Here is an 18,686-nt window from a genome sequence, read left to right on the forward strand (position 1 = left end):
AAAAAATGGACCAGATCAGCCCCGGTTTCGCCGAAACCGTTCGTCCAGACGTACCTCACGACGCCCTCAAGCAGGACGCCAAAGCCTGGTTCGAAACCCTCCGTGACCGCATCTGCGCGTCATACGAAAAACTCGAAGACGAAGCAGCCGAAGGCGGTTCGCAGGTCCTGCGCGACCGCACCGCCCCCGGCCGCTTTGAACGCACCGTCTGGAACCGCCCCGAAGGCGGCGGCGGCGTCATGTCCGTCATGCGTGGTCGCGTGTTCGAGAAAGTCGGCGTCAACGTTTCAACCGTCTGGGGCGAATTCTCCCCCGAGTTCCGCAAGAACATTCCTGGCGCCGATGAAGACCCGCGTTTTTTCGCAACCGGCGTCTCCCTCGTCGCCCATCCCTGCAACCCGCATGTGAGCGCCGCGCATTTCAACACGCGCATGATCATCACGACGAAGGGCTGGTTCGGCGGTGGTGGCGACATCACGCCCATGTTCCCCGACAGTGCGGAAGCCCGGTCTGACGCGGATTATTTTCACAAATCCTTCGAAGACGCTTGCAACCGCCACGATCCGGAGCACTATCCCCGCTTCAAAGAGTGGTGTGACCGCTACTTCCACCTGCACCACCGCAACGAACCACGCGGTCTGGGCGGAATCTTCTACGACCAGTTCTTCACTGGCGATGAAACTCTCGACTTCGCCTTCACGAAGGACGTCGGCATGGCGTTTCACGACGCGTACCCCGCTGTCGTACGCCGCCGCATGTTCACTCCCTGGACCGAAGCCGACCGTGACGCCCAGCTCATCCGGCGCGGCCGCTATGTGGAGTTCAACCTCCTTCACGACCGCGGCACGCTGTTCGGCCTCAAGACGGGCGGCAACACCGAATCCATTCTCATGAGCATGCCGCCGGAAGTGCGCTGGCCGTGAGACTGACCCGACGTGCAGCGCTGAAGGGGCTGGCGGCCCTTGGTGGAGCCGCTCCCTTCCTGACCCTTCCGGCCCGCGCCGGGACCCTGACGGATGTCCAGCTCCTTCTGGGCGGCACGCTCGCCTCCATCCCCGGTCAGTTCGCAGAACTCGCAAGTGGTGCCATCTCTCACGCACTGGATCTGGCGACGCCTCTCGAACTGACCCCCGATATCGGGCAGGATGGCGTTCGCGCCGCAAACCTGTTCGACGCCAACAGTGCGCCCGACGGCAACACTGCCCTGGCTTTTCCGGGCGCTACCCTTCTGGCCTCCCTGACGGGCGATTCCCGTGTTCACTACGACTTCGGACGCTGGACTCCGGTCCTCGTGGCATCCACCACGACCGTCGTCATCGCCCGCGCCGAACTGCACAAAACCCTGCGCAGCCGCCTGACGGGGTTCTTCCACGACCATCCTGTCCGCCTCGCCGTCTCCCGCATCGGGGGGCCGGAACTCAACGCGCTGATGGGCCTTTCTCTTCTGGGCCTGCGCCCCATTCCCGTGCCCGGCTATGTCGATTCGTCAAAGGCCCTGACTGCCTTGCACGAAGGCACCGTCGATGCTGTGCAGATTTCTCCATACACGCTCGACCGACCGCTGGATGATGTGCTCGCCAACCTGCCCGAAGGGACGAGCGCGATCTATTCCACCGGCGACCTGACCGACACGCATTCGACGACCATCCCCATTTTCATGGAAGCCTATCAGCAGGCCCGTCACCGCCCCCCCGAAGGCCCGTTCTATCACGCCTGGCAGGCCGTCTCCGCAGCCGCTGACACTGCCATGGCCATCGCATTGCCCATGCTGACGCCTCCGGAAATCGTCACACAGTGGAACCATGCCTGTACGGCTGCCACTGCGGATGCCGGCGTCAGACGCTGGGCCGAAACGCATCATTTCAAGCTGGTCACGGGCGACAACGCCGCTCCGTTCCTCTCACGCGCCGTTCCCGATCTGGGAGCCACGCTGGCCCTGCGCCGCTGGCTCGCCGTCAATACGCCGCGCTGGCGCGAAGGACAGGAAACCCGTCACCTCTGACAGTCTCAGCGGCGGCGCGTTTTCAGCAGGATGCGAACCGACCCATGATTGGCCGCATGGGGGTGCACGACGGCCAGAACCATGGACCGCAGATCCCCACGCTGGAGCCACAACGGAAGTTCACGGCGGATCAGGCCGCTCGTCTCCCCGCTTCCGAGCCCCGTCACAACCTCCACACAGCGCCAGTTCCGCACCCGTGCGCGCTGCATGAAATCATACAGCCGCTCAAACGCCTCCTGCACGACGTATCCATGCAGATCGAGCCGCGCATCAACCTTCATCTGCCCGCGTGACAGACGCTTCCAGCTCGTATCATCCAGCCCCGGCGCCCGTACGCCGACCGACAACTCCGCAGGACGGGACTTCGGCTTCGCGGATTGCACCGGCACGAAAGACCGCCCCGTCACCACAGGCAGGGAGCGCGGCAGCTCCGCAGCGGGTGCAGGAGATTCGACTTTCGTCACAAGACCCACGCGACGCGGAGAACGCGGAGAGCGCAACGGCTTGATATCGCGGACAACCATCCGCCACAGCGTCGCCTCTTCCTCCCTCAGATCCCGCTTCGCCACACTGCCCTCACTTCCTGTCCGGCCGCCCATGTCCATCAGGCAATTCAGGCCCCGAGCATGTAACGGCTTCCAGCACCATTGAACAATGTTCTTTCGGGACTTTACCCACGCTGATGCGTTCACAGGCAAGGTTCCATTTATGGAAAGAACGGCCCATGAGCCATCTGACACCGCAAGAGCGCGACAGCCTTCCTGATAGCGCTTTCGCCCTGCCTGAAAAACGGGCCTATCCCATCGACACTCGTGCCCGTGCCAGTAACGCCAAGGCCCGCGCCACACAGGAATACGAGCGCGGCCTGCTCACAGCGGAAGAGCGTGAACAGATCGGCAAGGCTGCCGACCGTCGCCTTGCACAGGATGATTAGCCTGTCCGAAGCATTTCAGACGCATTCGTGCCAGAACGCGCCATTTTAAATTCACTTGACGTTAAGGACCATGCCGTCAGTCTCGGCTGCAACGCCAGACCGGCCCAGGATCGACCTAGGATTTTTCATGCCCCTGCCTCTTTTACGTAAATTCGCCCCTCTTCTCGCCAGCACGGCACTCTGCATCGGCACTCTCGCCAGTGCAGCCCATGCCGCAGCACCCTCAGGCGTCCAGAAGCCCGGAACAATCACCGCTTCGGCGCCGCTCGCTGCAGCCCTCGGCCTTCCGGACGCCGGACGCGCCCTGCGCATCACCTATCTCTCAACGAACGGCATTACCGGCAAGGGCCTCGTTCCCGTCACCGCCGAAATCATCCTTCCCCCCGGCCCTGCTCCCAAGGACGGTTGGCCGATCGTCGCCTGGGCACACGGCACTGTTGGCGTGGACGACAGCTGCGCACCGTCCCTTAATCCCTATAGCGATCGCAATAGCACCTATCTCACAACATGGATGAAGCGCGGTTTCGCCATCGTCGCCACGGATTATCAGGGCCTGGGTGGTCCCGGCACCCATGCCTATCTGGACACCCGCGTCGAAGCCTACAGCGTCCTCGACAGTGTCCGTGCTGCACTGACCAACGTGCAGGGCCTGCAAAACAAGATCATGATCGTCGGCCAGTCACAGGGCGGAGGCGCCGCCGTAGCCACGGCGGCCTATGCTCCGACCTATGCCCCCGAACTGGACATTCGCGGCACCGTGGCCACGGGAGCCCCTTACGTCACCCTCGAACTTCTCGGGGATCTGCTCAAAAATGCCGCCCATCCCGACGCAGGCTACAGCCCGCTCGTCGATTACGTCCTCTACCTTGCCACCGGACTGTCAGGACACGACTCACACTTCCGCCCCGAAGAGGCTTTCACCCCTAAAGCGCTGCCTCTCTACCGCAAAGCCGCGCATGAATGCCTGACCTCCCTGTCGCAGCAGACGCAGGCCGCTGGCCTGACACTGCACAACACGCTCCAGCCGACCTTTCTCAAGGCCATCAGCCCGGCACTGAAGGGCATGGAATTCCCGACCCTCAAGCTGGCCCAGCCTCTCTTCACCGGGACGGGCACAGAAGACCGTGACGTCCCGCCTGCACTCCAGCTCGGGCTGGTTAAAGCTGCCTGCGCCGCAGGATCGCTCGTTCAGGCGCATCTTTACAAGGGCCTGAACCACAGTGAGACGGTCAACGGCTCTCTGGCAGACTCCGCAATCTTCACCACCGAAGTCATGACCGGTAAGCCTGTCCCGCCGCAGTGCAACCCCGTTCCGCAATAAGGCCTCCCAAATACCGCTCAAAAAAACGGCCCCGGATGATCCGGGGCCGTTTTCATTTCTGAACTTTCCGAGAGCTTCAGTTCGAAGCTGGTGCCGGAGCCTGTAAGGGCTGATCGGCTGGCACATCCTTCAACGGAATGCCTTCGTATTTGCCTGTCAGGGTTTTGAGGAACGCTACAATATCCGTGACATCCTGATCGGCAATATCCGTATCCGGCGTCTCGTAGCGGGCCATCTCACGCACAACCTGCTCCAGCGTAGTGGCCGAGCCATCATGCAGCCACGGACCTGTCAGCTCGACATTGCGCAGGTTCGGAACCTTGAACCGCGCCCGATCGCCTTCCGCATGCGTCACAGCCAGACGTCCTTCGTCCGCAGCCGTCAGCTTCGTGTGACGGTTCTCGAAATACGGTCCTTCCAGACCAAGAATTTCGTAAGCGTCCCCACCCACGGCAATGCCGCTATGGCAGCCTGAGCAGCCGATTTCCTTGAAGCGCTCGTAACCGCGCTTTTCCTGCGCCGTAATCGCCTTCTGATCGCCCTTCAGATACAGGTCGAAGCGGCTGTCCGGCGTGATCAGCGTCTTTTCATATTCTGCAATCGCGCCCGTGATCGTGTCTTTGTCGATCTGGTCGGAGCCAAAAGCCGCCTCGAACTGCCCGGCATAGCCCGGCGTGCTCCGAACATGCTCGGCCACCGTCGCCCAGTCATGCGAGCCCATTTCAAGCGGGTTCATGACCGGACCCGCCGCCTGTTCCGCCAGATCCTTCGCACGGCCGTTCCAGAACTGCGCCATGCTGAACACGGAATTATAGACGGTCGGCACATTGATCGGACCCTTCTGTCCACCAATACCCGTCGCGGTCGTCAGGTTGTCTACGCCCCCCTTGTTCAGACCATGACAGCTTGCGCAGTTGAGCGCTCCGTCACCCGATAATCCTTTATCGAAGAACAGCGCCCGGCCGAGTTCGGCCTTTTTCCAGTCCACGCCCACACTCTCGGGAATTGGCTGGATCGGCTCGCCACGGAACTGCGCCGCCACACCCGGCGTCGCATAATAACGCTCACGCTGCTCACGCACCCATTTCAGGATGTCCACGCGCTGTTTCTCGTTCAGATGCGCATGCGGGTGCATCAGCAGATAGGCAGCCGGCGGCATGCGGTTCTGCGTGATGACTTCCTCGATACGCGAAAGCTGCTCGACCGAAGGCGGCTTGCCGTCCTGCAACGCGGCCAGAACCGGCGCATATTCAAAATGACGCTGCCCCTGCACCAGATCGCGCTTCATGATCTGGTTGGCCAGCGGCAGGCTGAAATAGAACGGCAGGTTCGCATTCTGCGTGTGGCAGTAATCGCATCGCACTTCGCGTAGAGCCGCGAACGCCGCCATGGCCGTCGGGTCCTGTCGCGTCGGGCTGCTCGCAGGAAGCTGCGGTGCTCCAGCATGATCGAAATGCTCGAGATATGTGACAGTCCCGCCCCAGGCGACAACGCCCAGCGCCACCAGACCGGCAATTCCCTTTGTAATCGTGCTGGAACGCACCACTTTTCTCCTCATGATCACGGTGCCGTGATAATGTCGAAAAGTGACACGCAAAGTCAAAGTGATTGAACCTGTCAGAAAAACAGGTGTTGTCGATTAATCTTCGTCCTCATGATCAATCGCAGCCCGCACCCTCTTGCGAGCGACGTTCACATAAGACGTGTCGGTATCAATCCCGATCCCCACACAGCCCATCCGCTCCGCCGCCACCAGCGTCGTTCCCGACCCCATGAACGGGTCCAGCAGCACGCCGCCCGGCCGCAGCCCGTGCAGCCGGATGCAGGCTTCGGGCAACGCCACCGGGAATGTGCCCGGGTGGCTGAACTTCTCCTTGCGGCTGCGCACGGTCTCGTAGGGAATGAACCACGTATCGCCGCGACACCGCCGGTCCGTAATGTGCTGACGCCGGACGATGTTGCTCTTGTCCGTAAACGGCACACCTGCATCCAGCCGCTGCACCGGCACTTTTCCCGTCTTGGTCAGATGGAACACATGCTCATGATTGCGGTTGACGAAGCGCGCCGAATTCAGCGGTTTGAAATGCCCGTACGTAATCTCGCCAACCGAAATCGACTTGATCCAGGTGATGTGGTTCTGAAGCACGAACAGCTTGCGCAGCCGCGTCATCAACTCGAACGGCAGCCAGGGCTGGGACGACGATCCCGCAATGTTCAGGAAAAACGACCCGTCATCCCTCATCACCCGACACAGACTGGTGCAGACATCCTCCAGCCAGTCTAGATACGCATCTTCGGGCAGGCGGTCCTGATACGTCCGGTATGACACCCCCAGATTATAGGGCGGCGACGTTACCACCACATCCACGCTCTGCGACGGCATCCGTTTGAGGACCGTCGTACAGTCCCCCCGGATCAGCGTGTGAACACCGAGTTTTTCCCGGCGACTGCGGATCATTGCGCGGCAGATTCCGCAGGCGGTCGCGGCAGAAACAGCACCATTCGGCCATGCGCATGCAGGTTCCCGGCGATGGACTGTGCACTCGCGCCCCACCCGGTGAACAGATCGGCACGTCCTGCACCCTTGATATCCGTTCCGATATCCTGTGCGAACACCAGATGATCCCAGGTCGCGGGCTGCCCCGCGCCATAAGGCAGCTTCGTCTCAACCCAGAGCGGCATCGCAAACGGCACCAGAGACCGGTCAACCGCCACCGAGCGCCCGGCCGTCAGCGGCATTCCGAACGCCCCCTTCGGCCCCTGCGCCAGATTGCCGTCGTCGCGACGGAAAAAAACATAATTCGGATTACGCTCAAGCACGGACATCATCTGGTCCGGATGTGTCTCCAGCCAGTTCCGGATGCTATCCATGCTGACACCATCCGCAGGCAGTTCGCCCTGCTGTACAAGCACACGCCCCAGCGGCACATAGGCCTGTCCGTTGCGTCCGTCATAGCTCACACGCACCTGCCCGCCATCCAGCAGGATCAACCGCCCCGAGCCCTGGATCTGCAAAAACGACAGATCAATCGGATTTTTCAGCCAAGCGATCTCGAGCCCCTGCCCTTCCAGCGCGCCGCCATCAATCGCAGCACGATCGTAATAGGGCTCAAACTGTCCGTTCACCCACCGACCGCTGACCATCTGGCCATTGGTCGCCTTCGCCCGGACGAGATCATGCGGACGGCCATAGACCGGCGTCTGATACTCACCGCCGCGTGTCAGGGAGGCAGGAATCTGCGGCTCGAAATAACCGGTATAGAAGGCCTGAGTGCCGGTCTCGTATGGCTGGAACCACGTCTCCAGATACGTCTTTGCATCCGTTGCCGTAGCCAGCGCCGTACAGGCATTGCCCCAGTCGGCGGCATGACGGCCATAAGTGATGGCATCACTTCCACCGAGCAGCGTTTCGGGCGGCAACTGCGTCAGCCGGTGGCACTCCTCCCGAAGCAGCGGCATCAGCGATGCAAAATCCTCCTGCCCCCATCCGGCAAGCGAATCATATCCTACGGGAGAAAGCGAAAATGATGATGGCGCCTCCGGCTGCGTACAGCCACACAGCACGCCGAGCGTCATCAGGGTCAGCAGTTTTTTCATCGGACAGGCAGAAAACTCGAACAGAAAAGAACTCGAAAAACGATCAGGCGGGGCAGGATGCCGCAAGGCGCCACCGCGTATCGGACTGGCCGACCACGCGCTCGAACAGCCACAGATCATGGAATTCGGTAACGGCTTCGGTCCCGACCACAGGCTCTCCCTGACGATCGGTCAGGATATTTACCTGACGCGACACGACCCGGACTTCGATTCGGCCCGTCCGCACGCCATCTTCCGCAGACACCAGCATCGCATCCAGAATAGACAAGCTCTCAACGCCGCGGAGATCGCTCCGCTGCGTTTCACCAGCCTGCGTCCGCGCATCGATGGCCGCCGAAAAACCGTCCAGAGCGGCTGGCGTCAACAGTTTTTCCAGCGCAGACCGATCACCGGCTGCAAAGGCCGGAACCACCTGCCGGAACGTATCTTCCGCATCTTTCAGGAAACCTGAAGGCGAAAAACCGGGAAATGCCCCCGCAATATCGGCCAGAACAGCCCCGACGCGAGTCACGGGCGCAGGAATTTCATACTCGACTTCCGGCGCGGCGGCAGGAGCGAACACACCGTTGCCCCCTGTGGCCGAAGTCTGCCCCGGCAGTGGCGGCGGCGCACCCGGACGTGCCGTATCAGGAGCCCCGCCCTTCTGCGGGCCAAACCCGAAACGGCCACCGCCCGGACGTTCCTGTCGCACGCCCTGCATTCCGACGCGACGGCCGAGCACACGGTACAGCCTCACGCCCAGCACGACGGCGAGCACGAACAGGACCACGAGGTCCCAGGGGAAATAATGACCCGCATGCGCCATGAGGCCTGCGGGGAGGTGAATGTCATCAGAAGACATGAAGCCCTGTTTCTCAAAGTCCGGATTTCGCAGTGTCCGGTTAAAGATCCGTTGCCCTACAGATAGGGTGCAATTCCTCCGATCTCAACCATCCGTCCTCCAGAAGCGTATCTTGGCGTTCAGCAGACATCATGCTACCGCCGAGGGATCGCAATCGTTTTACTCGATGTCCGCAATAGGGTTTGCCCCTGCGGAACCGGAGACCGCATGTCAGAGAACACCGCCGACAATACCGTGATGGGTCAGGAAAACGTGCCGGCAATGCCGCTCGCCATCAACCTGCAGTACACGAAGGACCTTTCCTTCGAAGTTCCGGCTGGCGCGTCCATTTTTGCAACGCTGCGCTCTGCCCCGCAGATTTCCGTGAACATCGACGTCCAGGCCAATCGTCTGGAAGAAGACCAGGCTGTCTATGAAGTCGCTCTGGCCGTCCGCGCCGAAGCCGCCGAGCCGCCCGCACAGGAAGGTGGACAGGCCGGTCGCACGGTGTTCATTGCCGAACTGACGTATGCCGCTGTCGTGACGCTGACCAACCCGCCGCAGGAACTGGTCGAGCCGATCCTGCTGGTCGAAGTCCCGCGCCTGATCTTCCCGTATGTCCGCGCCATCGTCAGCGATGTCACGCGTGACGGCGGCTTCCCGCCCGTCGTGCTCCAGCCGATCGACTTCGTTGCCCTGTGGCAGGCCAAGCGCGCCCAGCAGTTCCCGGAACCCGCCGGCGAAGCCTAATCACACTGCCGGCCCGAGCTGCTTCAGCGGATCGGGCCACGTTACCGCGCGCCATTCCCCGTGGTTCAGGCGCGCGGCAATGGCCTCTGACAGACAGAGCGCCCGCACGGCCGACAGCGCCGTCACGTCTTCGGCTCCAAGCGCTTCCCGAAACGCTTCTGCCGTCTTCCCCGAATACAGCAGAACAGCCTCGACTCGCCCTCCCTGTAGCGCCTGAGCTGCTTCTGTAGCCAGAGCCTCGCGCTTGCAGGCCGCGTAGACTTCGACGCGTTGCACGCCCAGATCCCGCGCCAGCTCCACGCCATAGCCTTCGCCACTGGCCAGAAGCACATCTACGCCTGTAATGCCGCGCGCCCGACAGAATACGGCCAGCGCCCGCGCATCTCCTTCAGCCGCCTCGACATTCACGAACCCGGCCTGACGGGCCCGCGCAGCCGTCTGCGCACCCACTGCAACCACAAGACGGTCTCTCGGCCAGTCCCGCAGTGCAGGCAGCGCATTCGCACTGGTCACCAGAACCGCGCGGAAATCTTCCGGAGCCACTGCCGCCAGTGGCGTAATGTCCAGCATCGGACACGCCATCGCCTGCCAGCCCAGCGCCCGGACCTGCTCCATGGTGGCGGACAGTCCGGGCTCCGGCCGGGTCACCAGAACGATGCGGTCAGGTGGAAGCGTCAGGGACGCCTCATGTCTTCAAAAATATTAGCAGGCGTATCGCGACGCAGCTCATCCGCAAGCTCCGTGCCCAGACGCGCGGCTTCAAGCGGTGCCCCTTCGATGTCACGCTGCAACAGGAACGTCCCGTCCTCGCTTGCAATCATGCCCGTCAGCTTCAGCACACCCTTCTCGATCCGGGCATATCCCCCGATCGGCGTCCGGCACGACCCGTCAAGCTCCGCCAGAAGTGCGCGCTCAGCCGTCGAAACTGCCCGTGCTTCCGGATCTTCGATCGCAGACAGCAGTTCGCGCAGTTCCAGATCACTCTCACGAACCGTTACGCCCACAATGCCCTGACCCGAAGCCGGCAGCATCTGATGCGGCTCGAAAACCACATCCACACGGTCCTCCATGCCCAGACGGCGCAGCCCGGCCAGCGCCAGCAGCGTCGCGTCGCACGCTCCGGCCCGCAACTTGTCCAGACGCGTCTGCACGTTCCCGCGCAACAGACCAAACCGCAGATCCGGCCGCACATGCAGCATCTGTGCCTGACGCCGCACGGACGCACATCCAATCAACGCCCCTTCGGGCAGACAGTCATAGGGGCGCTCCGGATCAATCGTTACGGTCCGGTCCCGCAGGATCAGCGCATCGCGCGCATCCTCGCGCTTGAGCGTACACGCCAGCACGAGGCCCGGTGGCAGATTGGTTTCCAGATCCTTGAGGCTGTGCACCGCGAAATCAATCCGCCCGGCCACCAGCGCCTCGTGGATTTCCTTGGCAAAGAGACCCTTACCGCCGATTTCCGCAAGACGCTGCGCCTGATTACGGTCGCCCTCGGTGCTGATCTGGTATTCCTGAAATGCGCCCATGTCGCGCAGGACCGGACAGAACCGCGTCAGACGCGTCAGGAAATTGCGCGTCTGGACCAGCGCCAGCGGAGACGCCCGCGACCCGACACGAAGAGGAAGCTTGCGGCCAGTCGGCGGCGCAGCGGCATGGGATCGGCGGACGGCTTCCGCGGCAACTCGCTGGAGCGCATCGGAAGGCAGGACGGGAGCATTCATGAACGGCAGCTTTAGCCCATTCACACGGGACTGTCATGATATGACAGACTCGGCCATAATAAGAGCCATGCCAGCCTCCGCCATACGTCCCTCCACATCCGTGCGCCCCCTTCTCGCAATCGAAACCTCCTGCGACGACACGGCCTGCGCCATCCTCGCTTATGACGGCACGATCCTGGCTGAAGGCGTGCTGTCCCAGACCGACCATGCCATTCTCGGCGGCGTCGTTCCGGAAATCGCGGCCCGCGCGCATCTGGATGCGCTACCGACACTCGTGTCGGAAGTCCTGAAAAAAGCCTCCCTGACGCTGGCCGACATCGACATCTTCGCGGGCACAACCGGCCCGGGCCTGATCGGCGGCCTAATTGTCGGCAGCTCCTATGCCAAGGGACTGGCCATGGCGCTGCACCGCCCCTTTGTGGCTGTGAACCATATCGAGGCCCACATCCTCACCCCGCGCCTCCCCAGCCTTGGTGCAGACCTGCACTTCCCTTACCTGACGATGCTGGTCTCGGGCGGCCACTGCCAGTGCGTCTCGGTCGAGGAAACGGGCCGATATGTGCGCCTTGGTGGCACAATCGACGATGCCGCCGGAGAAGCCTTCGACAAGGTCGCCAAAATGCTTGGCCTGGGGTGGCCCGGCGGCCCCGCATTGGAAAAACTTGCCACCGAAGGGCAGGACGACGCGTATGCGCTCCCGCGCCCCCTCAAGGGCCGCGAGGGCTGCGATTTCTCGTTCTCGGGCCTTAAAACCGCCGTCAGCCGTCTGATCGACACACAGGACCCGACCGGCAGCCGCGACGCCCTTCCGCGTCAGTTCGCAGCAGACGTCGCCGCCTCCTTTCAGCGCGCCGTCGCAGACGTCATGGCCGACCGCGCCGAACATGCCCTGACCCGCAGCCCGAACGCCACTGCCCTCGTCGTCGCAGGCGGTGTCGCCGCCAACAAAACCCTGCGTCACGCCCTCGAAAAGGTCGCGGTCGCCCATGGCATCCCCTTCTTCGCGCCCCCGTTGCGCCTGTGCACGGATAATGCGGTGATGGTGGCCTGGGCTGCCCTCGAACGCCTCCATGCGGGCGAGACCCCTGACGAAATCGACACCGCCGCCCGCCCCCGCTGGCCCCTCTCAGAACGCACTCCCGCCATCCCGGAACACGCCTCTTGAACTACCGCCACATCTACCACGCCGGAAACTTCGCCGACTGCATGAAGCACGCTTTGCTTCTCGCACTCATCAAGGCGCTCAAGCGCAAACCCGCAGGTTTCGTCGTCCTCGACACTCATGCCGGATGCGGTCGCTACGACCTGTCTTCTGAAGAAGCCGAAAAAACCGGCGAATGGCGTGCAGGCATCGGTCAACTCCTCAACAGCCCGCCTGCCGCCGCCCTTGCGGATTATCTCGACGCCGTGCGACCCAACGTGCAGGAGCGGCACCGCTACCCCGGCTCCCCCGCTTTCGCCCGCGCCGAACTCCGCCCGCAGGACCAGCTCATCGCCTGCGAACTGCACCCCGAAGACGTCCGCCCCCTGCGTCGCCTCTTTCACGCCGACCCGCAGGCCGCTGTTCATCACCGTGACGGCTACGAAGCTCTCCGCGCGCTCCTGCCGCCCAAGGACTTCAAGCGCGGCCTCGTGCTCATCGACCCGCCATTTGAAAAAACGGACGATTTCGCCCGCTGCGCCGATGCCATTGCCCTGATCCGCAACCGTTTCCGCGCCGGGATCGTTGCTGTCTGGTACCCGATCAAGCACCGCACCCCCGTCCGTACCTTCTACACGGCGCTTCAGGACGCAGGCATTCAGGACATGCTCGCCTGCGAATTCCTGCTGCGGCCGCCCGTTGATCCGTCCCGTCTGAACGGCTGCGGCCTGCTGGTCGTTAACGCCCCGTTCGGTTTTGAGGACGAGGCCAGCAATATCCTGCAAGCTCTCGCCACCGGCCTGCGTTCCCCTGACGCCGAAGGCATCCAGATCAACATCGAACGACTGGCGGAAGAATAATCATGACCACACGTCCGCATATCGCCGTCATCGGCGCCGGAGCCTGGGGCACAGCGCTGGCCTGCGCCACCGCAGCGACCGGCGCGGACGTGACACTCTGGATGCGCAATCCCGTCGCGCCCGAAACCCGCACTCTCCCGCGCCTGCCAGACATCATCCTGCCCGAAAACGTCACCATAACCGGAGACTTTCCCCGTAGTGCTGACGTCGCCCTGCTCGTCACCCCCGTCCAGACCGCCCGCGACGTCTCCACGCGCCTTCAAACCATCCTCGATCCCGCAGTTCCCGTCGTGACCTGCTGCAAGGGACTGGAACAGACCACCTCCCTCCTGCCGCTCGACGTTCTGGCGGAAACCATGCCGAACCGTCCGACAGGCGTCCTCTCCGGACCGAATTTTGCCATTGAAATCGCCAAAGGACTTCCCGCCGCCGCAACGCTTGCCTGCGCGGACCTCGTGCTCGCGCAGTCTCTCACAGCCCTGCTCAACACCTCAACGTTCCGACTCTACGCCAGTGATGACGCCGCGGGCGTCCAGCTTGCAGGGGCTGCAAAGAACGTCATTGCCATCGGCGCAGGGATCACGATCGGTGCAGGCCTGGGCGAAAACGCCCGCGCCGCTCTCATCACCCGCGCCGTTGCCGAAATCGGCCGCCTCGCCGAAGCTACAGGCGGCCGTGCCAGCACGCTTGCGGGCCTCGCAGGCATGGGCGACCTCATCCTAACCTGCACGGGACGCGGCTCGCGCAACTACAGTGTGGGGCTGGAACTCGGCGAAGGCCACCCGCTCGCGGACATTCTCGCCTCACGCACAACTGTGGCGGAAGGCGTTCTGACGGCCCCCGCCCTGCTCGCCCTCGCTCGCAGGCACAACGTGCGCGTACCGATCATCGAGACCGTCACCCGCCTTCTCAACGAAGGCGTCTCGATCGAGGAAGCGCGCCACCTTCTGCTGGACCGCCCCCCGACCCGGGAATAATGACGACGCCTCAGTGCAGAACGGCGCAGGCCACCCGGTCTCCCGAACCACCGATCGGCTGGGTCTGATAGTCATCCGGCTTGGCATGAACCACCACAGATGCTCCATCCGCGTCCATCAGCGCGGGCAAACCGTGGTCGCCTTTCAGTGATACCAAGGTGGAATAAAGCTCCACCGTCGCTGTCCCGTCGGCTCCTACATACAGGTTAGGAAGGTCGCCGGCATCATTCGCATCCGCCTTCAGCAAACCATGCACAACCGGCGTCACAGCATGAACATGCGCGCCTGCACTGGTAAATTTCGGAGCCGCGCAGCTTCCCTTTTCATGGAAATGAATCCCATGCCAACCGGGCGTCAGCCCCTGCACCTGAAGGCGCAACAAAACCCCCTTCGGTGCCCCGGTTACCGTCACGATCCCATGAGACGTGCCATCCGTCCCTTTCAGTTCTCCCGAAACACTGTCCGCAGCGCTGGCCAGCGCAGGAATGGCCATCACGGAGGCCAGAAGAAGGGTCAGAAATCCGGAACGACACATGGTGAGCTCACAGTCTTTTAAAAAATCAGATGATAATTATTCGCATCTTACCCGAAACCAGCCTATCCCGCGATCAGAGATTCGTGATCCGCCAAAAATCAGACGAACAGTCCCGCAATCACCGCACTCATCGCATTGGACAACGTTCCGGCTACTACCGCCCGGACCGCAAGGGAAGCCACATCCGTCCGCCGGCGCGGCTCCGCACTTCCGAATGCGCCGATCAAAATCCCGATCGTCGAGATATTCGCAAAGCCGCACAGCGCAAAAGACAGGATCGTGATTGTCCGCTGGGACAGCGCATGGGCGTGGATCAATGGGGACAGGTTCACATAGGCCACGAACTCATTGAACGCGATCTTCTGCCCGAGCAGTCCACCGGCCACGATGCATTCATTCCAGGGCACGCCCAGAAGCCAGGCAAACGGCGCAAACACCATCCCCAGCATCCAGGACAGCGACAGCCCGACCGCACCAAGAAGCCCGTTCGCGAGCGCAATCAGCCCCACAAACGCAATCAGCACGGACCCCACCGCCACAGCGATCTTGGCACCATTCATCGCACTATCGGCAATGGCCTCGAACATGCTGTGATGCCCGTGATCTGCGCCTGCAATCTGCGCATCAGACCGGCGCGGCCCCGGAAACAGGATGCGTGAAAACAGCAACCCGCCCGGAATGGCCATGAAGGACGCCGCCAGCAGGTTCTCCATCGGCACCCCCAGCGACGCATACCCCGCCAGCACGGACCCCGCGATGGAGGATGTTCCGCTGCACAGAACCGTCGCCAGCTCCCCTTCCGACATTTCCGCCAGACAGGTCTGAAGCGCGATCGGAATTTCGCTTTGCCCCAGAAAAATCGTCAGCACCGCCGCAAATGATTCCAGCCCCGTTGTTCCCAGAACCCGTGAGAGCGCCCCGCCAATCAGCTTCGAGAGGAACTGCAATACGCCCCAGTGCTGCAAAAGTCCCAGAAGTGCCGCCACATAAACGATTTCCGGCAACACCTTCAGCGCAAAAACGAACCCCTCATTGCCGAACAACGCGTCCATTTTCGGTCCGACGAGACCACCAAACAGAAACGCACTGCCCACATCCCCGAAGGACAGGACCTTCGTCACCGCATCCGAGACAACGTGCAGTCCATGCGCGCCCGCCGGCACCCACAGCACGACCGCCGCAATCAGCACCTGCAACAGCAGGGCCCGCCCCACCAGAGCCCAGTCGATGGCCCGGCGGTTGGTAGACAGAAGCGCCCCCAGAAACAGAAGACCGGCCATGCCGAAAAGGACGCGCAGGATCACTCAGGCAAACTCCTCACAAAAACAGGTAGAACTGAACCTGAAACGACCTGAACCTGTCCATCATGTCACGTTCTGTCCACCCCTCCTCTCTCGCCTGCACGGGCTCAAGCCGCTAGAATGCCGCCCGACTGATAGGGAAACACCCCATGACCTGTGCCTATGATTTCAGCCTCCCCGGCCTGTCCGGCGATACGATCGACCTTTCGGCCTATCGCGGACGACCGCTGCTGATCGTCAACACAGCCTCCAAATGCGGCTTTACCCCGCAGTATGAAGACCTCCAGCATGTCTGGTCCCGCTATGGTCGCGACACCTCCGACGGCCTGATGGTCATCGGCGTTCCCTCCAATGATTTCGGCGAGCAGGAACCCGGTTCCGCGGAAGACATCAAGACTTTCTGTTACCGCAACTATGGCGTCTCCTTTCCCATGGCCGCCAAACAGCATGTCCGCGGCTCCGGAATCACACCGCTTTTTCAATGGCTTGATAAACAGGGAGGGTTCCTCGCCCGCCCGCGCTGGAATTTCTACAAATATCTGATCGACCGCGACGGCAAGCTCACCAACTGGTTCACCCCACTGGTCAAGCCCGCCTCAAACCGGGTCGAGGAAGCCATCCGCAAGGTCATCCTGAGCAACTGAAGCGTCGCCCTCACGCAGGAGAGATGCGGAGGTGCGTCTTTTTTCCTTGAATACCCGTATCGAAATCCGTCACAGTTCAAGTCAGAAATGTGACAGGAGATTTGTTATGAAGGACTCACTACTCCGTCCGATCCTGCCCCTTCTGGTGGTCGCGGCCCTCGGTGCGCTGACCCCGGCCGTGGCGCATCACGTCACGACATTCCTCGGCCTGTCCGGCATTTTCTGGGCCAGTGCCATGCTGATGCTGGAAGTCACGCTGCTCTGCATCGGCCTCGCCGCGGTCCGCCCCAGCATGGGCCAGTCGCAGCGCACCACCACGACCCCGTACAACCGCGAAACGATCCTGCGCTGAAGCCAATCCGCCACGGCGTGCTTTTCCTGTCACGGAGCATATGTCGCGGCGCTGAATGATAGGCTAGGATCAGGAAATGCTTCGCAATTTCCTGACAGTCGGCAGCTGGACCATGCTTTCGCGTGTCCTCGGCCTCGTTCGTGACCAGATTCTCGCCGCGTTCCTGGGTGCCGGCCCCGTTCAGGACGCCTACCTGATCGCGCTGCGGCTGCCCAACATGTTCCGGCGTCTCTTTGGTGAAGGCGCGTTCAACGCCGCTTTCGTCCCGATGTTCACCGAGCGGTACGAAACAAAAGGCCCCCAGCCCGCTTTGCGTTTCGCGGGGCAAGCCCTGTCCGGGCTGATGCTCTGGCTGGCACTGCTGACCGTTCTGGCCGAAATCTTCATGCCTCTGGTCGTGAGCTTCGTCGGCTGGGGCCTCAGCGGCACCCGTTTCGAAACTGCGGTGCATCTGTCACGAATCACTTTCCCCTACATGATGCTGATCTGCGGCGCCGCCCTCGTCTCTGGCATTCTCAACGGCCTCGGACGATTCACCGCAGCAGCAGCAGCCTACGTCACTTTCAACATCATCGGCATCGCGGCGATCCTCCTCGGCGCACTGGTCTGGCACAACACCGCCGTCGTCAGTGCCTGGGGCGTCACGCTCTCCGGTGTCGTGCAGTTCGGCGCGCTGTACTGGGCCGCCCACCGCGCGGGTATGGCGCCCCATCTGACATGGCCGAGCCTGTCCGCGGACATGCGTGCCCTGATGCGCCGCATGGGACCGGCCCTCGTCGGCTCCGGCGTCACCCAGATCAACCTGACCGTGGACATGATCATCGCAACCAAGCTCCCGGTCGGAACGCCCTCGATCCTGTATTTCGCGGACCGCATCAACCAGCTTCCCCTCGGCGTTCTGGGCTCGGCCGCCGGGACGGCCCTGCTGCCGCTCCTGACCCGCCATATCGCGAACAACGACCGCGCTGCCGTCCATTCCAGCGTCAACCGCGCCATCGACTATACGCTGCTCCTGACGCTGCCGGCCATGATCGGCATGATGGTTCTTGCCTCCCCCATCATGGCCGCCCTTTTCAGCTACGGCCATTTCACAGTCGCGGATGCCATCCTTTCCGGTCAGTGCCTTCAGGCCTATGCGCTCGGACTGCCCGCTTTCGTCCTCATCAAGGTTCTCTCCCCGGCCTTCTTCGCGGAAGGCGACACCGTCACCCCCGTACGGATCGGCTTCTTCACGCTGGGGCTGAACCTCATCATGAACCTCCTGCTCTACCGCCCGCTTGGCCATATCGGACCGCCGCTGGCCAGCACGATCGCCGCTTTCGTCAATTGCACGCTGCTCGCCGTGATCCTGCACCGGCGCGGCCTCTTCATCGCAGATCCGCTCCTCAAAGGCCGCGCCCTGCGGATTGCGGGCGCCGCCGTCATGATGGCGCTCTGGGTGGCAGCATCAGAAAAACTCGCAGCGCCTGGCCTGCCGTTCTGGCACGGCGCCTGGCGCTTTGGCATGCTGATGGCCCTGATCGTCTTTGGCATGCTGGTCTATGTCATAACGCTCGACGCGCTGAAGGTGGTGCGCCTGCGCGACGTCGCCGTGGCTTTCCAGTCACGCCTGAACCGCAGACGCACCCGCTGACCCCGCCCTGCCGGTTCACACACCGGCAGGAAGGCGTTATTGCCAAAGCACTCCTTTCCCCTTCCCCGACCTGACAACCCGGAGACCGGACCCAT

Annotated in this window: 20 protein-coding genes; 11 read left to right on the top strand and 9 right to left on the bottom strand. The window is 62.5% G+C overall.

Annotated features, from left to right (window positions below; all coding sequences use genetic code 11):
- The first annotated feature begins 5 nt into the window (after positions 1 to 5).
- Both hemF and HK22_RS07450 read left to right on the top strand, forming a co-directional pair.
- Positions 6 to 923 carry an oxygen-dependent coproporphyrinogen oxidase gene (gene hemF / locus HK22_RS07445; RefSeq protein WP_062033310.1) on the top strand — a complete coding sequence of 306 codons (918 nt, stop codon included), beginning with the start codon at positions 6 to 8 and terminating at the stop codon, positions 921 to 923.
- A complete protein-coding gene (locus tag HK22_RS07450) occupies positions 920 to 2,002 on the top strand; it encodes a hypothetical protein (RefSeq protein WP_062033313.1) in 1,083 nt (360 codons plus the stop codon). The genes hemF and HK22_RS07450 overlap by 4 nt, the downstream gene beginning before the upstream one ends.
- A 5-nt stretch (positions 2,003 to 2,007) precedes the next feature.
- Here the strand turns inward: HK22_RS07450 and HK22_RS07455 are convergent, their stop codons facing one another.
- Positions 2,008 to 2,571 (bottom strand): Smr/MutS family protein, encoded by a 564-nt coding sequence (locus HK22_RS07455; RefSeq protein ID WP_233142479.1) that lies wholly within the window; start codon positions 2,569 to 2,571, stop codon positions 2,008 to 2,010.
- Positions 2,572 to 2,726: 155 nt separating this feature from the next.
- Here HK22_RS07455 and HK22_RS07460 point away from each other — a divergent pair, with 155 nt between their 5' ends.
- Positions 2,727 to 2,936: a hypothetical protein gene (locus HK22_RS07460; protein ID WP_086648837.1), complete on the top strand. Its 210-nt coding sequence runs from the start codon at positions 2,727 to 2,729 to the stop codon at positions 2,934 to 2,936.
- A 127-nt stretch (positions 2,937 to 3,063) separates the two neighbouring features.
- Positions 3,064 to 4,257 carry a lipase family protein gene (locus HK22_RS07465; RefSeq protein ID WP_086648838.1) on the top strand — a complete coding sequence of 398 codons (1,194 nt, stop codon included), beginning with the start codon at positions 3,064 to 3,066 and terminating at the stop codon, positions 4,255 to 4,257.
- A gap of 76 nt (positions 4,258 to 4,333) precedes the next feature.
- Here the strand turns inward: HK22_RS07465 and HK22_RS07470 are convergent, their stop codons facing one another.
- From HK22_RS07470 to HK22_RS07485, 4 genes are all read right to left on the bottom strand, one after another.
- Complete coding sequence (locus HK22_RS07470) at positions 4,334 to 5,815, bottom strand: cytochrome-c peroxidase (RefSeq protein WP_369827219.1); 1,482 nt, start codon at positions 5,813 to 5,815, stop codon at positions 4,334 to 4,336.
- A gap of 81 nt (positions 5,816 to 5,896) precedes the next feature.
- Positions 5,897 to 6,715, bottom strand: a complete 819-nt coding sequence (locus HK22_RS07475) for a site-specific DNA-methyltransferase (protein WP_086648839.1) — start codon at positions 6,713 to 6,715, stop codon at positions 5,897 to 5,899.
- The gene (locus tag HK22_RS07480) at positions 6,712 to 7,854 is read right to left on the bottom strand and encodes a murein transglycosylase A (RefSeq protein ID WP_086649097.1); all 1,143 of its coding nucleotides are present in this window, start codon (positions 7,852 to 7,854) and stop codon (positions 6,712 to 6,714) included. The genes HK22_RS07475 and HK22_RS07480 overlap by 4 nt, the downstream gene beginning before the upstream one ends.
- Positions 7,855 to 7,897: 43 nt before the next feature.
- Positions 7,898 to 8,695 carry a Tim44/TimA family putative adaptor protein gene (locus tag HK22_RS07485; protein ID WP_086648840.1) on the bottom strand — a complete coding sequence of 266 codons (798 nt, stop codon included), beginning with the start codon at positions 8,693 to 8,695 and terminating at the stop codon, positions 7,898 to 7,900.
- Positions 8,696 to 8,902: 207 nt separating this feature from the next.
- On the opposite strand from HK22_RS07485, the gene secB reads away from it, so the two are divergent.
- Positions 8,903 to 9,424 carry a protein-export chaperone SecB gene (secB, locus tag HK22_RS07490; RefSeq protein ID WP_062033330.1) on the top strand — a complete coding sequence of 174 codons (522 nt, stop codon included), beginning with the start codon at positions 8,903 to 8,905 and terminating at the stop codon, positions 9,422 to 9,424.
- On the opposite strand, the gene HK22_RS07495 is transcribed toward secB, so the two are convergent.
- Both HK22_RS07495 and hemC read right to left on the bottom strand, forming a co-directional pair.
- On the bottom strand, positions 9,425 to 10,072 hold the full coding sequence (locus HK22_RS07495; protein ID WP_233142481.1) for a uroporphyrinogen-III synthase: 648 nt from the start codon (positions 10,070 to 10,072) through the stop codon (positions 9,425 to 9,427).
- Positions 10,073 to 10,098: 26 nt separating this feature from the next.
- Positions 10,099 to 11,148 carry a hydroxymethylbilane synthase gene (hemC, locus tag HK22_RS07500; RefSeq protein WP_077803816.1) on the bottom strand — a complete coding sequence of 350 codons (1,050 nt, stop codon included), beginning with the start codon at positions 11,146 to 11,148 and terminating at the stop codon, positions 10,099 to 10,101.
- 67 nt (positions 11,149 to 11,215) lie between these two features.
- On the opposite strand from hemC, the gene tsaD reads away from it, so the two are divergent.
- From tsaD to HK22_RS07515, 3 genes are read left to right on the top strand one after another with little or no spacing between them, the layout of a single operon-like run.
- Positions 11,216 to 12,313, top strand: coding sequence for a tRNA (adenosine(37)-N6)-threonylcarbamoyltransferase complex transferase subunit TsaD (gene tsaD, locus HK22_RS07505; protein ID WP_086648842.1), 1,098 nt, complete (start codon positions 11,216 to 11,218; stop codon positions 12,311 to 12,313).
- Positions 12,310 to 13,149, top strand: coding sequence for a 23S rRNA (adenine(2030)-N(6))-methyltransferase RlmJ (locus HK22_RS07510; RefSeq protein WP_062033343.1), 840 nt, complete (start codon positions 12,310 to 12,312; stop codon positions 13,147 to 13,149). The genes tsaD and HK22_RS07510 overlap by 4 nt, the downstream gene beginning before the upstream one ends.
- 2 nt (positions 13,150 to 13,151) lie before the next feature.
- Positions 13,152 to 14,126 (top strand): NAD(P)H-dependent glycerol-3-phosphate dehydrogenase, encoded by a 975-nt coding sequence (locus HK22_RS07515; protein WP_198945507.1) that lies wholly within the window; start codon positions 13,152 to 13,154, stop codon positions 14,124 to 14,126.
- 10 nt (positions 14,127 to 14,136) lie between these two features.
- Here the strand turns inward: HK22_RS07515 and sodC are convergent, their stop codons facing one another.
- Both sodC and HK22_RS07525 read right to left on the bottom strand, forming a co-directional pair.
- On the bottom strand, positions 14,137 to 14,661 hold the full coding sequence (gene sodC / locus HK22_RS07520) for a superoxide dismutase[Cu-Zn] (RefSeq protein WP_086648844.1): 525 nt from the start codon (positions 14,659 to 14,661) through the stop codon (positions 14,137 to 14,139).
- A gap of 98 nt (positions 14,662 to 14,759) precedes the next feature.
- On the bottom strand, positions 14,760 to 15,965 hold the full coding sequence (locus tag HK22_RS07525; protein ID WP_086648845.1) for a NupC/NupG family nucleoside CNT transporter: 1,206 nt from the start codon (positions 15,963 to 15,965) through the stop codon (positions 14,760 to 14,762).
- Positions 15,966 to 16,111: 146 nt separating this feature from the next.
- Here HK22_RS07525 and HK22_RS07530 point away from each other — a divergent pair, with 146 nt between their 5' ends.
- The 3 genes from HK22_RS07530 to murJ all read left to right on the top strand — a co-directional run bounded on the left by HK22_RS07530 (position 16,112) and on the right by murJ (position 18,591).
- Entirely contained in the window at positions 16,112 to 16,606 is a 495-nt protein-coding gene (locus HK22_RS07530; protein WP_062033353.1) for a glutathione peroxidase, read from the top strand.
- A 106-nt stretch (positions 16,607 to 16,712) separates the two neighbouring features.
- Positions 16,713 to 16,958, top strand: a complete 246-nt coding sequence (locus tag HK22_RS07535) for a hypothetical protein (protein ID WP_062033356.1) — start codon at positions 16,713 to 16,715, stop codon at positions 16,956 to 16,958.
- A 76-nt stretch (positions 16,959 to 17,034) separates the two neighbouring features.
- The gene (gene murJ / locus HK22_RS07540) at positions 17,035 to 18,591 is read left to right on the top strand and encodes a murein biosynthesis integral membrane protein MurJ (protein WP_062110523.1); all 1,557 of its coding nucleotides are present in this window, start codon (positions 17,035 to 17,037) and stop codon (positions 18,589 to 18,591) included.
- Positions 18,592 to 18,686: the final 95 nt, after the last annotated feature.

The organism is Gluconobacter sp. DsW_056 (assembly GCF_002153595.1).
Classification (GTDB): Bacteria; Pseudomonadota; Alphaproteobacteria; order Acetobacterales; family Acetobacteraceae; genus Gluconobacter; species Gluconobacter albidus.

Coding starts and splice junctions, on each gene's coding strand:
- hemF (WP_062033310.1), top strand. CDS start 6: ATGGACCAGATCAGCCCCGGTTTCGCCGAAACCGTTCGTCCAGACGTA.
- HK22_RS07460 (WP_086648837.1), top strand. CDS start 2,727: ATGAGCCATCTGACACCGCAAGAGCGCGACAGCCTTCCTGATAGCGCT.
- HK22_RS07465 (WP_086648838.1), top strand. CDS start 3,064: ATGCCCCTGCCTCTTTTACGTAAATTCGCCCCTCTTCTCGCCAGCACG.
- HK22_RS07470 (WP_369827219.1), bottom strand. CDS start 5,815: ATGAGGAGAAAAGTGGTGCGTTCCAGCACGATTACAAAGGGAATTGCC.
- HK22_RS07475 (WP_086648839.1), bottom strand. CDS start 6,715: ATGATCCGCAGTCGCCGGGAAAAACTCGGTGTTCACACGCTGATCCGG.
- HK22_RS07480 (WP_086649097.1), bottom strand. CDS start 7,854: ATGAAAAAACTGCTGACCCTGATGACGCTCGGCGTGCTGTGTGGCTGT.
- HK22_RS07485 (WP_086648840.1), bottom strand. CDS start 8,695: ATGTCTTCTGATGACATTCACCTCCCCGCAGGCCTCATGGCGCATGCG.
- secB (WP_062033330.1), top strand. CDS start 8,903: ATGTCAGAGAACACCGCCGACAATACCGTGATGGGTCAGGAAAACGTG.
- hemC (WP_077803816.1), bottom strand. CDS start 11,148: ATGAATGCTCCCGTCCTGCCTTCCGATGCGCTCCAGCGAGTTGCCGCG.
- tsaD (WP_086648842.1), top strand. CDS start 11,216: ATGCCAGCCTCCGCCATACGTCCCTCCACATCCGTGCGCCCCCTTCTC.
- HK22_RS07515 (WP_198945507.1), top strand. CDS start 13,152: ATGACCACACGTCCGCATATCGCCGTCATCGGCGCCGGAGCCTGGGGC.
- sodC (WP_086648844.1), bottom strand. CDS start 14,661: ATGTGTCGTTCCGGATTTCTGACCCTTCTTCTGGCCTCCGTGATGGCC.
- HK22_RS07530 (WP_062033353.1), top strand. CDS start 16,112: ATGACCTGTGCCTATGATTTCAGCCTCCCCGGCCTGTCCGGCGATACG.
- HK22_RS07535 (WP_062033356.1), top strand. CDS start 16,713: ATGAAGGACTCACTACTCCGTCCGATCCTGCCCCTTCTGGTGGTCGCG.
- murJ (WP_062110523.1), top strand. CDS start 17,035: ATGCTTCGCAATTTCCTGACAGTCGGCAGCTGGACCATGCTTTCGCGT.